The 16,857-nt window shown below is 46.5% G+C and carries 12 protein-coding genes; all 12 read left to right on the top strand.

Annotated elements, in window-relative coordinates:
* The first annotated feature begins 10 nt into the window (after nt 1–10).
* Nucleotides 11–1,246: a competence/damage-inducible protein A gene (locus DP120_RS06075; protein ID WP_112222768.1), complete on the top strand. Its 1,236-nt coding sequence runs from the start codon at nt 11–13 to the stop codon at nt 1,244–1,246.
* Between the two features lie 192 nt (nt 1,247–1,438).
* On the top strand, nt 1,439–2,500 hold the full coding sequence (recA, locus tag DP120_RS06070) for a recombinase RecA (RefSeq protein WP_112222767.1): 1,062 nt from the start codon (nt 1,439–1,441) through the stop codon (nt 2,498–2,500).
* 325 nt (nt 2,501–2,825) lie between these two features.
* Nucleotides 2,826–4,382 carry a ribonuclease Y gene (gene rny / locus DP120_RS06065; RefSeq protein ID WP_112222766.1) on the top strand — a complete coding sequence of 519 codons (1,557 nt, stop codon included), beginning with the start codon at nt 2,826–2,828 and terminating at the stop codon, nt 4,380–4,382.
* Between the two features lie 65 nt (nt 4,383–4,447).
* A complete protein-coding gene (locus DP120_RS06060) occupies nt 4,448–5,245 on the top strand; it encodes a TIGR00282 family metallophosphoesterase (protein ID WP_112223257.1) in 798 nt (265 codons plus the stop codon).
* Between the two features lie 100 nt (nt 5,246–5,345).
* A complete protein-coding gene (gene miaB / locus DP120_RS06055; protein WP_112222765.1) occupies nt 5,346–6,893 on the top strand; it encodes a tRNA (N6-isopentenyl adenosine(37)-C2)-methylthiotransferase MiaB in 1,548 nt (515 codons plus the stop codon).
* Entirely contained in the window at nt 6,894–7,328 is a 435-nt protein-coding gene (locus DP120_RS06050; protein ID WP_112222764.1) for a YlbF/YmcA family competence regulator, read from the top strand.
* A gap of 125 nt (nt 7,329–7,453) precedes the next feature.
* Nucleotides 7,454–9,979 carry a DNA mismatch repair protein MutS gene (gene mutS / locus DP120_RS06045; protein ID WP_112222763.1) on the top strand — a complete coding sequence of 842 codons (2,526 nt, stop codon included), beginning with the start codon at nt 7,454–7,456 and terminating at the stop codon, nt 9,977–9,979.
* Nucleotides 9,980–9,983: 4 nt separating this feature from the next.
* Nucleotides 9,984–11,795, top strand: coding sequence for a DNA mismatch repair endonuclease MutL (gene mutL / locus DP120_RS06040; protein WP_112222762.1), 1,812 nt, complete (start codon nt 9,984–9,986; stop codon nt 11,793–11,795).
* 15 nt (nt 11,796–11,810) lie between these two features.
* The gene (glpK, locus tag DP120_RS06035) at nt 11,811–13,304 is read left to right on the top strand and encodes a glycerol kinase GlpK (protein ID WP_112222761.1); all 1,494 of its coding nucleotides are present in this window, start codon (nt 11,811–11,813) and stop codon (nt 13,302–13,304) included.
* 12 nt (nt 13,305–13,316) lie between these two features.
* A complete protein-coding gene (locus DP120_RS06030) occupies nt 13,317–14,981 on the top strand; it encodes a glycerol-3-phosphate dehydrogenase/oxidase (RefSeq protein WP_112222760.1) in 1,665 nt (554 codons plus the stop codon).
* Nucleotides 14,978–15,898, top strand: coding sequence for an alpha/beta fold hydrolase (locus tag DP120_RS06025; RefSeq protein WP_112222759.1), 921 nt, complete (start codon nt 14,978–14,980; stop codon nt 15,896–15,898). The genes DP120_RS06030 and DP120_RS06025 overlap by 4 nt, the downstream gene beginning before the upstream one ends.
* Nucleotides 15,891–16,847, top strand: coding sequence for a tRNA (adenosine(37)-N6)-dimethylallyltransferase MiaA (miaA, locus tag DP120_RS06020; RefSeq protein WP_112222758.1), 957 nt, complete (start codon nt 15,891–15,893; stop codon nt 16,845–16,847). Before DP120_RS06025 ends, miaA begins: the two co-directional genes overlap by 8 nt.
* The last annotated feature ends 10 nt before the right edge of the window (nt 16,848–16,857 follow it).

Genomic DNA, 16,857 nt, shown 5'->3' with positions numbered 1-16,857 from the left:
GCTTGGCTGGATGAACGCAGAAATTATTGCAGTAGGCTCGGAACTGCTGCTCGGACAAATAACCAATACAAATGCCCGATTTGTGTCTGGCCACTTGGCTGAAATCGGCATCAACGTTTACTACCATACAGTAGTCGGCGACAATCACGACCGTCTTGAACAGGCAATCCGGATTGCAGAAAGCCGAGCGGACTTGATCATTTTCTCAGGTGGATTGGGTCCGACAAAAGATGATCTGACTAAAGAGACGATTGCAAGACATCTGGGCACCACCCTCGAAATGGACGAACTGGCAATGGAATCGATAGAAGCCTATTTCGAGCGTGCTAAACGGCCAATGACTGAAAACAATAAAAAGCAGGCTTTGGTTCTGAAAGGCAGCGAAGTGCTGGTCAATGAAAATGGCATGGCTCCCGGCATGCTTTATAAACACGAAGGCAGAGTTTACATACTTTTGCCAGGGCCGCCCCATGAAATTGAGCCGATGTTCCAGTTTGAGGCTAAGCCGAAGCTGATCCATATGCTCAATAAGGAAAATGTAATCATTTCCCATGTTCTCCGTTTTTACGGCATCGGTGAAGCGGAACTTGAAGACCGTCTTGACCATATTCTTGAAAAACAGACGAACCCGACAATCGCACCTCTGGCTTCTGCCAGCGAAGTGACATTGCGGATTACTGCGAAGACGGATACTGCAGAAGAAGCCTGGCAATTAATCAATGAGACAAAGAAAGAAATCCTTGAAGTTGTCGGCCAGTATCTTTATGGCTACGATGATGACTCGCTGACTTCCAGGGCAGTCGATTTGCTGAAAGAGCAGAATAAGACAATCTCTGCTGCAGAAAGCCTCACAGCTGGCCTGTTTCAATCAGAACTGGCTTCTGTTACGGGTGCCAGCGCCGTTCTTGCTGGTGGAGTCATTGCGTATAATGAAGAAATTAAAATCAGCCAGCTGGACATTGATGCTGAGCTTTTGAAAACCTATGGCGTTGTCAGCGAACAGACCGCTTCGGCTATGGCAGAAAATGTCCGGAAAAAGTTCGGCACTGATTACGGAATCGGACTGACAGGCGTGGCAGGACCGGATGCACACGGCGGACAGCCGGCCGGAACAGTTTGGATCGGTATTGCTTCAGAATCGGGAACTGATGCCTATAGACTTCAATTATCCGGCATGCGAAATACGAACCGGATCCGCACCGTCAAACTGGCGCTGCATTATCTGATACGAACACTTTCCCGTTAAAAAAACGCGCAAAATTTATTTTTGCGCGTTTTTCCATTCCATAAACAGGATATGGTCATTATAGAGGTTTCAAAACATTAATTTAAAACACGAACACGAATAAACGTTCGCTTTTTTCTTGTGTATTTCTCAATAACCTAGTATACTAGAAACAGGTAGAAAAATTGGTTTTTATTAAGAGGAGGATTTCTTTTGAGTGATCGTAAAGCAGCGTTAGATGTTGCGTTAAAACAAATTGAAAAACAATTTGGTAAAGGTTCAGTAATGAAATTGGGAGAAAAAAGTGACCGTAATATTTCTTCGGTTTCAAGTGGTTCATTGGCAGTTGACTCTGCACTTGGAATAGGCGGTTACCCGCGTGGCCGTGTCATCGAAATCTACGGACCTGAAAGTTCAGGTAAAACAACTGTTTCTCTTCATGCTATTGCAGAAGTGCAAGCTTCTGGCGGTACGGCTGCATTCATCGATGCAGAGCACGCGCTTGACCCGGTATATGCGCAGAATCTTGGCGTAAATATCGATGAGTTGTTATTGTCTCAGCCCGACACAGGTGAACAGGCATTGGAAATCTGTGAAGCATTGGTTCGAAGCGGCGCAGTGGACATCGTCGTAATTGACTCGGTTGCTGCACTTGTGCCGAAAGCGGAAATCGAAGGGGAAATGGGCGATTCGCACATGGGCTTGCAAGCCCGTCTGATGTCTCAGGCCCTTCGTAAACTATCGGGTATCATCAATAAGTCGAATTCGATTGTCATCTTCATCAACCAGGTCCGTGAAAAAATCGGCGTCATGTTCGGTAACCCTGAAACGACGACTGGTGGACGCGCATTGAAATTCTATTCATCAATCCGTATGGAAGTGCGCCGTGCTGAAGCGTTGAAATCCGGCAACGATATTATCGGTAACAGAACGAAGATCAAAATTGTCAAAAACAAAGTGGCACCGCCATTCCGTACTGCTGAAGTGGATATCATGTACGGTAAAGGGATTTCCCGTGAAGGTGAAATCGTTGATATCGGTGCAGAACTTGAAATCATCCAAAAGAGCGGTTCGTGGTATTCTTATAAAGAGGACCGTATCGGACAAGGCCGTGAAAACGCCAAGCAATATCTTCGCGATCATGGAGATATCAGCAATGAGATTGCAGGGAAAATCCGTGAACAATACGGTATGGCAGCTGCTTCCTATACAATTGCTGCATCAAAAGAAGAGCCGGAAGAGTTTAATCTTTTGATCGATGAGGACGACAAATAAGTTGGAATAGAAGAGCCGTTGGGACCAAAGCGTTTGCTTTGCTCCAGCGGCTTTTGTCATTTGATCGGGAATTTGCGATATATCGTTTAGTCAAAGTATTGATAGCCCATCCAAAGCACGGAAATCCGACAGAAAAACATTTGTGCCTAAATACAGAATTGACTCTGTACCAGGCGATTTTAAAGGGCTATCACCGGGTTGACACTTTAAAGGTCCATCTATACAATTAAAACTGTATAATTTTATTATTTTACAGCGTTTGAGAAGCACGAAAATTCAATTTATTTTTGAAACATTAAAACGAATAGCAAGAGGAGGTGTCCGAATGGAAAACGTGATCATCTTCGCTTTGCTTGGTATCATCGTCGGTATAGTTGTTGGTTATTTTGTAATGAAAAAATCAAATGAATCCAAAATGGCAGGTGCGAGAAACTCTGCAGAGCAAGTTATTGAAGATGCGAAGAGAGAAGCCGAAGCGCTGAAAAAAGAAGCCCTTTTGGAAGCAAAAGACGAAAATCACAAATTGCGTACTGAAACAGAATCTGAAATTCGGGAACGCCGATCAGAACTTCAAAAACAGGAGAATCGGCTGTTGCAGAGAGAAGAAAATTTAGATCGCAAGGATGATGCATTAAACAAAAGAGAAGCAGGGCTGGAACGCAAAGATGAAGCCCTTGCCGAAAAACAACAGCATATTGAACAGATGGAAAGCAAAGCTGAAGAGTTAGTTCGACAGCAGCAATCCGAAATGGAACGGATTTCATCTTTAACGCGCGAAGAAGCGAAGTCAATCATCCTGCAACAAGTTGAAAATGAACTTTCAACAGATATTGCGGTAATGGTGAAAGAGACGGAAGCACGTGCGAAAGAGGAGTCCGATAAAAAAGCGAAAAACATTTTATCATTGGCCATGCAGCGTTTTGCAGCAGACCACGTGGCAGAGACTACTGTATCAGTCGTCAACTTGCCTAATGATGAGATGAAGGGACGGATCATTGGTCGTGAAGGCCGTAACATCCGCACGCTTGAAACGTTGACGGGCATCGATTTAATAATCGATGATACGCCGGAAGCAGTCATTCTGTCAGGCTTTGACCCGATCAGACGTGAAACTGCTAGATTGGCACTTGAGAAATTGGTATCCGACGGCCGTATCCATCCGGCACGGATCGAAGAAATGGTTGAAAAGTCCAGACGCGAAGTAGATGAACAAATCCGTGAAATTGGCGAACAGACCACATTTGACGTTGGGGTACATAACCTGCATCCTGATTTGATCAAAATTCTTGGCCGTCTGCGTTATCGTACAAGTTACGGGCAGAACGTCCTTAAGCACTCAGTGGAAGTTGCATTCCTCTCCGGCTTGATGGCAGCGGAACTTGGCGAAGATGTCACCTTGGCACGGCGCGCAGGATTGCTTCATGATATCGGTAAAGCGATTGACCATGAAGTGGAAGGCAGCCATGTTGAAATCGGGGTTGAGCTTGGAACCAAATACAAAGAACATCCTGTCGTCATCAACAGTATTGCTTCCCATCACGGCGATACCGAAGCGACATCGATCATTTCGGTGATTGTTGCAGCAGCGGATGCCCTATCAGCGGCACGTCCGGGAGCAAGAAGTGAGACATTGGAAAATTATATCCGCCGTCTGGAGAAACTTGAAGAGATTTCGGAATCCTACGAAGGCGTTGAGAAATCATTTGCCATTCAAGCAGGACGCGAAATCCGCATCATGGTCAGACCGGAACAGATTGATGATATGACTGCACACCGTTTGGCTCGTGATATCCGTAAGCGGATTGAAGAAGAGCTTGATTATCCGGGACATATCAAAGTAACCGTAATCAGAGAAACAAGAGCAGTTGAATACGCAAAATAATAGGATAAAGGCTTCGATGAATGTCTATTCAAAGAAGCCTTTTTCTTATGGGAAAAGGTGATAGCATGAAAGTTTTATTTATTGGAGATATTGTCGGCTCGATTGGCCGTGATGCATTGGAGTCGTATCTGCCGAGACTTAAGAAGAAATATAAGCCGGACGCAGTGATTGCAAATGGTGAGAACGCTGCTGCAGGCAGAGGGATTACGAAAGCCATATATCAGGATCTGTTATTCATGGGCGTTGATATGGTGACTATGGGGAATCATACATGGGACCAAAAAGAAATTTTTGATTTTATAGATGAAGTGGATTATTTAATCCGCCCTGCGAATTTCTCGCCGGAAGCACCTGGACGCGGAATGGCAACCTTGACGAAAAACGGCAAAACGCTGTCAGTGATCAACTTACACGGCCGTGTATTCCTTCCGCCGCATGACGACCCTTTCCAAAAAGCGGACGAATTACTGGCAGAAGCCAAGGCTGTTTCCCCGTTGGTTTTTGTTGATTTTCATGCAGAAGCGACAAGTGAGAAAATAGCGATGGGCTGGCATCTTGACGGACGGGCATCCGTAGTGGTCGGAACACATACACATGTCCAGACCGCGGATTCACGCATCCTGCCGGGAGGCACTGCCTATATATCGGATGTCGGCATGACCGGACCATACGACGAGGTCCTTGGCATGAGTAAAGATTCAGTGCTGTACCGGTTCAAGACCAATATGCCTACCCGTTTTGAAGTGCCAAAACGCGGACGGTCGGTAGTCAGCGGCTTTTTCACCGAAATTGATGATGAAACCGGCAAAGCCATATCCTGTGAACGCATTTACATCAATGAAGATTACCCATTCCGTGGATAAGTTGCCAGTTGGTGACGATTCTCCGACAATTGCTGCAACCGGGTTGTAGAATTGTATTCGGTTTCAGTATAATAGCGGTATGATTGAAAGGGGTTTTTCCATGAATGAAGACCAGCGTTTACTTTCGACTCAAGTGACGGTATCCGATTCAGTGAAAAAATCCGAAAAGGATTACAGTCATTACTTTCAAAATGTCTATACCGCGCCTTCATTGAAAGACGCCAAAAAGCGGGGGAAAGAGCAGATATCCTACGTGGATAACTTTGCAATCGACCCGCGTTTTGAAAACATGGGCCATGGCCGTAAGTTCTATATCCGCACCTATGGCTGCCAAATGAATGAACATGATACAGAAGTGATTGCCGGCATACTTATGGAGCTTGGCTATGAAAGCACCGATTCTGTCAAAGATGCGAATATCATTTTATTGAACACTTGCGCCATCCGGGAAAACGCTGAAAATAAGGTGTTCGGCGAGCTTGGCCATTTCAAGCCATTGAAACTTGAGAATCCTGATTTGTTGATCGGTGTCTGCGGCTGCATGTCGCAGGAAGAATCCGTGGTCAATAAAATCTTGAAAACTTATGATCAGGTCGATATGATTTTCGGAACGCATAACATCCATCGCCTGCCGGAGATTCTGGATAATGCCTACAAGTCAAAAGAAATTGTCGTTGATGTATGGTCGAAAGAAGGCGACGTCATCGAGAATTTGCCGAAAGTGCGAAAAGGCAATATTAAGGCTTGGGTCAATATCATGTATGGATGCGATAAATTCTGTACGTACTGCATCGTTCCTTATACGCGCGGCAAAGAACGCTCCAGGCGGCCGGAAGATATCATCCAGGAAGTGCGCCATCTGGCAGCACAAGGGTACAAAGAAGTGACATTGCTGGGACAGAACGTCAATGCATACGGCAAAGACTTTGAAGATCTGCAATACCGGCTGGGTGACCTGATGGAAGAATTACACAAGATCGATATCCCGCGCATCCGTTTTACAACGAGCCATCCAAGGGATTTCGATGATCACCTGATTGAAGTGCTGGCGCGAGGCGGAAATCTTGTCGACCATATCCATTTACCTGTACAATCAGGTTCGACGGGTATGCTGAAAATTATGGCCCGCAAATATACGCGGGAACAATATATCGAATTGGTCCGGAAAATCCGGGCTGCGATTCCGACTGTTTCATTGACGACGGATATTATAGTCGGCTTTCCCAATGAAACCGATGAACAATTCGAAGAAACAATGTCCTTATTCCGCGAAATCGGCTACGAGATGGCGTTCACTTATATTTATTCTCCTAGGGAAGGGACTCCGGCAGCGAAAATGGAGGACAATATCCCGATGGAAGTGAAGAAAGAACGGCTTCAGCAGCTCAATGAGCTGGTCAAAGAGCAGGCTCTGGCTGCCATGCAGTCATACAAGGGCCAAGTGGTCGAAGTGCTGGTTGAAGGGGAAAGCAAGAAAAATCCGGATGTCCTGTCTGGTTACACAGCAAAAAACAAGCTGGTCAATTTTGTCGGGCCGAAGTCGATTGTCGGCCAACTCGTCAAAGTGAAAATAACTGAAACTAAAACATGGTCGCTGAACGGAGAACTGATTGAAGTTTCCGCCGGCCAAGAAGTGGGTGTCCAATAGATGACTTATTCAAAAGATGAAATCGTAGCAAAAGCACGTGAAGTGGCGGACATGATCGCCGAAACTGAAGAGGTTGATTTTTTCAAGCGTGCGGAAGCACAGATTAATGAAAACCAGCAGATCCGCGAAAAAATCGCGAGCCTGAAAAGCCTTCAGAAACAAGCGGTCAATTTCCAGCATTACGGTAAAGAACGTGCCCTCGAATTAATCGAAGGCAAAATCAAAAAAATTGAAGACGAAATTGACGCTGTGCCGATTGTCCAGGAATTCAAACAATCTCAAAGCGACGTCAATTCATTGCTTCAAATGGTATCGACTGCGATTGCCAACCAGGTGACGAACAACATCATCACTGATACAGAAGGCGATCTGCTGCGCGGTGAAACAGGATCAAAAGTGAAAGCAGATGCAAAAGGCGGCAGCAGTTGTTCATAAGCAATATAATCGAAAAGCGATAAAGGAAAAACTGAAAGAGCGGATGCTCTTTCGGTTTTTTCTTTTCTCCCTGCATTTTTGTTATAATGAAGAAACGAAGAATTGATTCCGAAAGAGGTTTTAAAATGGCAACCACACCGATGATGCAACAATATTTCCAGGTAAAAGCGGATTATCAGGACGCATTCCTTTTTTTCCGTCTGGGCGACTTTTATGAAATGTTTTTTGATGATGCCCTCCAGGCCTCGCAATTGCTAGAAATCACGTTGACCAGCAGGGGCGGCAATGGGGATGACCGGATTCCGATGTGCGGTGTCCCGCATCACGCAGCAAAAAATTACATAGACCAACTGATTGCAAAAGGCCATAAGGTAGCCATCTGTGAACAAGTGGAAGATCCGAAATTGACGAAAGGCGTTGTTAAACGTGAAGTAGTCCGGCTCATAACACCCGGCACCCACACAGAGGGCAAAAGTGTGGATTCCAAGTCCAATCATTTTATCGCTGCAGCAGAAGAGCTGACAGGGGGCTTTTCATTGTCCTACATCGATATTTCGACTGGAGAATCCACAGCAACTTATATTATGGGGCAGGGCAAAGCGCTGCTTCAGGAACTGCAGTCGCTCGGAATCCGTGAATTGGTGGTTTCCGATTCCCTGTTCCTGTTACTGAACGAAGATGCACAGGATTTGCTGTTATCCATCGAACCGATGGAGTTTATGTATGAACTGGATAAATCACTGGTCCAGCACTGCCCTGCCGATCTTACGGGCAGCAGCCATCGCTTGCTGACATACATCGCCCGTACCCAGAAACAATCGCTCGAGCATATACAACCTTTCGTATACAGTGAAGAAGGACAATTGCTCAGCATCGATTTCCATTCCAAACGCAACTTGGAATTGCTGCAGTCGATCCGCGGCGGCGAGACGAAAGGGACGCTGTTGTGGCTTTTGGATGAAACTGTAACAGCTATGGGCAGCCGCAAGCTGAAGCAATGGCTGCATCAGCCGCTGGCAAACAAGAGCCGCATTGAACTCCGCCAGCAGATGGTGGAATCGCTTATTGAGCAATACTTTACACGTGTTGAATTGCAGAATGCGCTTAAGGAAGTTTATGACCTTGAACGGCTGAGTGGCCGCGTCGCATTCGGCAGTGCGAGCGGGCGTGATTTGGCACAGCTCAGAAGTTCGCTTGAAAAAGTGCCTGCTATTATTGAGGAACTCACGGAGTCCGGCAATCTGCATTTGGCTGAATTCGCCGGCAAACTGGATCGCTGCGGCGAAGTTTGTGAATTGCTTGAAGCCATCAGCGACAACCCGCCGTTGTCAGCGAAAGAAGGCGGCGTTATCCGTGAAGGTTTCAATAAGCAATTGGATGAGTACCGGGATGCTTCGCGTAACGGCAAGGATTGGATTGCACAATTGGAACAGCAGGAGCGCCAGAAAACAGGCATCAAGTCGTTGAAAATCGGTTATAACCGCATTTTTGGCTATTACATCGAAATTTCAAAGGCCAATATGCATTTGGCCGATTTGGATCGTTATGAACGCAAGCAGACGCTTGCGAATGCGGAACGCTATATTACACCGGAATTAAAAGAAAAAGAAACGTTAATTCTGACAGCCGAAGAAGAAAGTCTGGATCTTGAATACCGTCTGTTTACAGTGATCCGGGATGAAGTAAAACAATATATCTCCCGCATCCAGCAGCTCGCTTCTTCACTTAGTGCACTTGATGTATTCCTCAGTTTTGCGGATGTAGCAGAAAAATACAGATTCACCAAGCCGGAGTTTACCGACAGCCGTGAAATCCAAATTCTCGAAGGCCGTCACCCCGTTGTGGAGAAGATGCTGAACAGGCAGCATTATGTGCCGAATGATTGTGTATTGACGGAAGACAGCAATATGCTGCTGATTACCGGGCCGAATATGTCAGGGAAAAGCACGTATATGCGCCAAGTGGCTTTAACTATAGTGCTTGCGCAAATCGGCAGTTATGTGCCAGCCGAATCTGCTAAGCTTCCTGTAGTTGACCAGATTTTCACACGCATCGGAGCGGCGGACGATCTTGTTTCAGGCCAGAGTACATTCATGGTTGAAATGCTCGAATCTCAATATGCCATCAGCCATGCCACGGAGCGGAGCCTGCTTCTGTTCGATGAAATTGGGCGGGGCACATCGACTTACGACGGCATGGCCCTGGCTCAATCAATGATCGAATACATTCACGAGAATATCGGAGCAAACACCTTATTTTCAACTCATTACCACGAATTAACGTCGCTTGACCAATCGCTCGAACGATTGAATAATGTCCATGTAGCAGCAATGGAGCAGTCAGGGAAAGTGGTATTTCTGCATAAAGTCAAGCAGGGGCCGGCCGACAAGAGCTACGGCATCCATGTAGCCGAACTGGCAAATCTTCCGCAAAAAATCCTGTCCCGTGCGCGTGAATTACTGAAAACATTTGAGGCAGAAAAGAAACAGCAAACACAGCACATTGAACAATTGTCATTTTTCGATGAGCGCGACACAGACTCTGAAGAAGTGGTACAGGCGGTTGCGGATGCAAAAATCTCGGCAATGACACCATTGGAAGCATTGCAGATGCTCAATGATCTGCAGCTGAAACTAAGCCGGAAGGAGTGATTTTATGGGGAAAATCCGTTTGATGGATGAACCTTTATCAAATAAGATAGCGGCTGGTGAAGTGGTTGAACGGCCTACATCGGTTGTCAAGGAATTGGTGGAAAATGCCATTGACGCGGGCAGCAGGGCGGTAGAAGTTTTGCTGGAAGAAGCGGGGCTGACATCAATACACATCATAGATAACGGAGCAGGAATGGACAGCGAAGATGCTTTGCTGTCTTTTTCCCGTCATGCCACAAGTAAGATTGCCAATGAACATGATTTATTCCGTATCCGGACGCTTGGATTCCGCGGAGAGGCGCTGGCAAGTATTGCATCGGTTTCCAAAGTGACACTCCAGACTTCGGATGGCGCAGACGGGACTTTTGTGCATCTCGAAGGCGGACGGCTGGTTGAAAGCCGGCCGAATGCATTGCGGCAGGGAACCGATATCAAAATCGAACAATTATTTTTCAATACACCGGCACGCCTTAAATACATGAAGACACTGCAGACGGAACTCGGACATACGATTGATCTGATGAACCGCTTCGCCCTCAGTTATCCGGCTGTAGCCTTTAAGTTGGTGCATGACGGCAAAACAATCCTGCAGACTTCGGGCAGTGGAGAAATCCGCCGGGTCCTGGCGGATATTTACGGAGTGGCCATTGCGAAGAAAATGATCTCTTTCGAAGGGGAATCACAGGATTATAAAATATCGGGCTTCACATCGCTGCCGGAAATTACACGTGCCAATAAGAATTACATCTCCTTATTCGTCAATGGCCGCTGGGTTAAACATTATGCGATAGCTACGACGGTTCACCGGGCTTATCATACATTCCTGCCACTCGAACGGCAGCCGATTACGGTGCTTAATATAGAAGGAGATCCTTATTTGACGGACGTCAATGTGCATCCAGCCAAGCAGCAGATCCGACTCAGCAAAGAAAAAGAACTGATGGAATTGATCTATCAGACAATCCGTCAGGCAGTAAGCGCAGCAGTACGGGCGCCTGTTATTGAAGAGCCGAAACCAAAAAAACAGGCTTTTTCTCCATCGCGCCAATTGGATCTTTGGAAAACATCAACGACGGTAAATGAACAGCAAGCTGTCGAAAAACCGCGTTATACGAGCTCTGTTGAAGTGACAGACCGTCCTCTGCAGGAAGAGCAGGAAGTATTTCAAGAACCGATTGCACCTGTAAAGGAATATTCCCAGGAAGTTGAGGGAATAGAAGAAAGTCCGCAATTTCCTGAACTGGAAGTTGTTGGCCAGATTCACGGCACTTATATCGTGGCGCAAAGTTCAGATGGCTTTTACCTGATTGACCAGCATGCTGCCCAGGAACGGATCAAATATGAATATTTCCGTGAGAAAGTTGGACAGGCGGATGCGATGGAACGGCAATCTATGCTGTTGCCCTTAACATTCCATTACAGCCGCGATGAAGCGCTGAGATTGCAGGAAAATCTGGAAAGCCTTGCGGAAACCGGTGTTTTCCTCGAAGTGTTCGGCGATTCCAGTTTTATTGTGCGCGAGCACCCTACCTGGTTTCCGAATGGCTTTGAACAGGAAATTGTAGAAGAACTGATTGAACAGGTACTGAACGGCAACAGGGCCGATGTCAAAAAGCTGCGGGAAGAGGCAGCTATTATGATGAGCTGCAAACGCTCGATCAAAGCGAACCATTATCTTCAGAAGCATGATATGGAGCAATTGCTGGCTGATTTGAAAACAGCAGAGCAGCCCTTTACATGCCCGCATGGCAGACCCGTCATCATTCATTTCAGAACCTACGATATCGAAAAGATGTTCAAACGAGTCATGAATTAGAGGAGGTATGCTGTTTTGGAAAGCTATATCCTATCCATCGATCAAGGCACCACAAGTTCAAGGGCCATCCTGTTCAATAAAGAAGGGGAACTGGTCCACAGTTCACAAAAAGAATTTAAGCAATACTATCCTAAACCCGGCTGGGTCGAACATAACGCCAATGAAATCTGGGGATCGGTTTTATCAGTTCTTGCAGCAGTGTTGACTGAAAGCGGAGTATTGCAGACACAGATTGCAGGTATCGGAATCACTAACCAACGTGAAACGACTGTGGTATGGAATAAAAACACCGGTCAGCCGATCTACCCGGCCATTGTCTGGCAATCGCGGCAGACGCAGCCGATAATTGACGAGTTGAAAAAAGAAGGACAAGACCAATGGTTCCAGGATAAAACCGGTCTGCTGCTTGATCCGTATTTCTCCGGCACAAAAGTGAAATGGATACTCGAACATGTGGAAGGTGCCAGAGAAGCAGCTGAACAGGGCGATTTGCTGTTTGGAACAATCGACACGTGGCTGATCTGGAAAATGACAGACGGCAAAGTGCATGTCACCGATTATTCCAACGCTTCAAGAACTTTACTCTATAATATCTACAATCTGGAATGGGACGAGGAGATATGCCGAAAACTTGGCATTCCAATGCAGATGCTGCCGGAGGTGAAGTCCTCTTCTGAAATCTATGGAGAAACGGATCCGAGTGTGTTCTTCGGCCAGAAAGTGCCGATTGCAGGGATTGCGGGAGATCAGCAAGCCGCACTTTTCGGCCAGCATTGCGTGGAAAAAGGGATGGCCAAAAATACATACGGCACCGGGTGCTTTATGCTGATGAATACGGGCGAAGAAGCTGTAAAGTCAGCCAATGGCCTGTTAACTACAATCGCTTGGGGATTGGACGGAAAAGTTGTGTATGCCCTTGAAGGCAGTGTCTTCGTCGCAGGTTCCGCCATTCAATGGCTGAGGGACGGGATGCGCATGCTGAAAAATGCTGCAGACTCCGAAGACTATGCAAAACGTGTACCATCGACCGACGGCGTTTACGTGGTTCCTGCTTTTGTCGGCATGGGAACGCCTTATTGGGATTCTGAAGCGCGCGGCGCTGTGTTCGGTTTAACCAGAGGAACTGAAAAAGAGCATTTTATCCGGGCGACATTGGAGTCGCTTGCATATCAGACAAAAGATGTCCTGGGCTGCATGGAACAGGATTCGGGTATTGACATCCAATTGCTGCGCGCGGACGGTGGCGCAGTGTCCAATGGATTTTTGATGCAGTTCCAAAGCGACATCCTGCAAAAAGATGTGGAGCTGGCCAGACTCAATGAAACCACAGCGTTGGGAGCAGCTTATCTAGCAGGCCTTGCGACGGGGTATTGGAAAGATCTTGGTGATATAAAAGAATTGGATGCAACACAGAGAGTCTATAAACCGAATATGGATGAAGCGAACAGGGATGAATTGTATAAAGGGTGGAAAAAAGCGGTTGCTGCCACCCGGGAGTTTACTGGATAAGGGGTGAGTTGAATGTTTTCAGCGAAACTAAGAAAGCAAAAGCTTGAGGAACTGAACACGTATCAATTCGATTTGGTGGTCATCGGCGGTGGCATTACGGGAGCGGGAATAGCGCTTGATGCTGTTTCCCGCGGCTTATCGGTAGCCTTAATCGAAAAAAATGATTTTGCATCAGGCACTTCCAGCCGATCAACAAAATTGATCCATGGTGGCCTCCGTTATCTTAAGCAATTCGAAGTGAAGATGGTGCGTGATGTCGGCCGGGAACGCGAAGTGGTTTACGAAAATGCCGTACACGTTACAGAACCGCAATGGATGCTGCTTCCTTTCCATAAAGGAGGCACTTTTGGACCGTTCACCACGTCTGTCGGCCTGCGGGTTTACGATTACCTGGCTGGTGTTAAAAAAGGGGAAAGGCGCCAAATGCTGTCTGCCGATGAAACTTTGGAAAAAGAGCCGCTGCTGAGTAATGAGGGGCTCCAGGGCGGTGGCTATTATGTGGAATACCGTACAGACGATGCCAGGCTGACGCTTGAAATTTTGAAAAAAGCTGCAGAACTCGGTGCTCTTTGCATCAATTATGTAAAAGCAGATGATTTCCTCTACAGCAACGGCAAGGTTTCGGGCGTGGAAGCGACCGACGCCATCACGGGACACAAATTAACGGTAGACGCTAAAAAGGTGGTTAACGCTGCAGGGCCATGGGTGGATGATATACGGGATATAGATTCAACGGCGGCCGATAAACAAATCCGTCTGACGAAAGGGGTTCATATTGTTGTCGACCGGAAAACGTTTCCGCTGCGCCAGCCAGTTTATTTCGATGCGCCCGATGGCCGGATGATTTTCGCGATTCCGCGGGATGATAAAGCGTATATCGGCACTACCGATACATTCTATGACGGTGATCCTGCAGAAGCGGCTGCAACTGAAGAGGACGTCGCATATCTGCTCAGAGCAATCAGCCATATGTTTCCTTCATCAGGTCTCACTCACTCGGATGTGGAATCCACATGGGCCGGAGTTCGGCCGCTAGTTTATGAGGAAGGAAAAGATCCTTCGGAAATTTCCCGGAAAGATGAAGTATGGGAATCCGAAAATGGACTGATTTCCATAGCCGGAGGAAAATTGACCGGTTACAGGAAAATGGCGGAAGCAATTACTGACCGGGTGACGAAATCTTTGGAAAAAGAAGGATACGGAAAATATGGGAAATCCACCACCAAAAAGCTACCTTTATCCGGCGGTGATTTTGGCGGGTCGAAAAACTTCCCCCGGTTTGTCAGTTCAATGGCTCTGCAATCTGAGCAGTTTGGATTAGCTCCGGAGGAAGGGCGTATGTTCGCTCAATTCTATGGTACCAATGCAGGAAAAGTTTTCGAACAATATTGGAAACGGTCTGCAGAACCGCATTCTGACGGTTTGCCTGATGTACTTGCAGCAGTTGTAGCATATGCCATAGAAGATGAAATGGCCGTAACGCCAAGTGATTTTTTCATAAGGCGCACAGGCGATCTTTACTTCCATATAGCAGATGTAATGCGTTACAAGGAACAGGTATTGAATTTTATGGACAAACATTTAAATTATAGTGATGAGCAAAAAGAGCAATATAGAATGGACTTGCTCAATGAAATCGAAAAAGCTACCCGCTTTGGGAGGGGAATGCCGCAGTGAAAATTACGAAAAACTTTATAAAAGCTTCGGATAAACACGAAATCTATTATGAAATTTATGAACCTGAAAATTCGGCAGCACACATCCATATTATTCACGGGATGGCCGAACATATTGCGCGTTATGAGGAATTTATCCGATTTTTAACCGACCGGGGTTTTACTGTTTCGGGCCATGACCAAAGAGGGCACGGGCGTACAGCAAAGAGGAATGGCGTGGAAGGTTTTTTTGCAGAACAGGATGGATTCAATCGCGTGGTCGACGATGTCAGCGAAGTGATTGCAGAAGTGCAGCAGCAAATCGGTGACCTTCCTCTTGTGCTGTTCGGTCACAGTATGGGTTCTTTTGTGGGGCGCCGCTTCATTCAGCTTCACAGCAGTAAAGTTGCACGTGCTGTGTTCTCCGGCACTGGAGGAAATCCGGGCGCAGCAGGAAAACTTGGAATTCTGCTTGCGTCTGTTAATGGAAAACTGAACGGCAAGGATTCAAAAAGCAAAGCAATCGGTTCACTGGTGTTCGGCCCGTTCATAAAAGATTTTAAAGACGAAGGCTCAGCTTTTGCCTGGCTAAGCCGGGATGCTACGGAAGTTGCGAAATACGAGGCCGATCCGATGAGTGGCTTCGTTTCCACCAATCAATTTTTTGCTGATCTGTTTAAAGGCATGACCCTGATCAATAAAAAAGAGGAAATCGCTAAAATCCGTCATGATTTGCCGATTCTGCTGATAAGCGGGTCAAAAGATCCTGTCGGACATAACGGCAAAGACCTATTTGCTGCTGCTGAACAATATAAAAAAGCAGGTATTCAGGAAGTGCAGGTCTATTTAGGGGAAGAAGCACGCCATGAACTTCTCCATGAAGTCGATAAAAAACGCTATTTTAATATTATGGCAGAATGGATGGCTGTCCATGATTGAAGTAATGGCAATCGTCGGTCCGACAGCATCCGGCAAAACCGCCCTCGGCATCGAGCTTGCTAAAGCTTTTGACGGGGAAATCATCAACGGGGATTCAATGCAGATATACCGGGAAATGTCGATTGGCACCGCTAAAGTGAAACAGGAAGAAATGAGAGGCGTCCACCATCACCTGCTCGATATAAAAGATCCTGAAGAGCCTTTCTCTGTAGCAGAATATCAACAACTGGTCCGCAGTAAAATAGCGGAGATCTCCAAATCCGGCAAGCTGCCAATCATCGTAGGCGGCACAGGATTATATATTCAGGCTGTTTTATTCGATTATAGATTTTCCGAATCGCAGGTTGATGAAGAGTTACGGAACAATCTCTACGATGAACTGGAAGAGTTAGGGCCAGAACATATGCACAAAAAACTGATCGCTTTGGATCCGGACACCGATATTCATCCGAACAATACACGGAGAGTGATCCGCGCTCTTGAAATAATGCTGGGCAGCGAAGAAAAGGTAGACAGGAGCCTGGCGCTGAAGCCGATGTATAACGAATTGATTGTGGGCATTGATCTGCCGCGAAATCTGTTATATGAACGAATCGATAAGAGAGTCGATTCTATGATGGCTGAAGGCCTGGTGGAGGAAGTAGAAGCACTGCACCGCAGGGGCATCAGAAATGTCCAGTCCATCCAGGCTATCGGCTATAAGGAATTTTATGCTTATTTGGACGGAAAGGTAGAACTTGGGCGCGCAGTGGAGCTGCTGAAAAAACACTCGCGCAACTATGCAAAACGCCAATTAACCTATTTCCGCAATAAATTGCCGGTTTACTGGATTGATGGCCGGGTAGATATTAAGGATAACATAAAAAAAATTCGGCTAATTATGCAGGAAAACGAGCGTGGACGTCGAATTGAATTAATTGGTGAACAAAAACCAGAACAGGGGAAATAGGGGGATTTTC

The sequence above is a fragment of the Planococcus halotolerans genome (assembly GCF_003289955.1).
GTDB classification, from domain to species: Bacteria; Bacillota; Bacilli; order Bacillales_A; family Planococcaceae; genus Planococcus; species Planococcus halotolerans.
The sequence above is the reverse complement of the archived record's forward strand: the minus strand, read 5'-3'. Positions and strand labels throughout refer to the sequence as shown.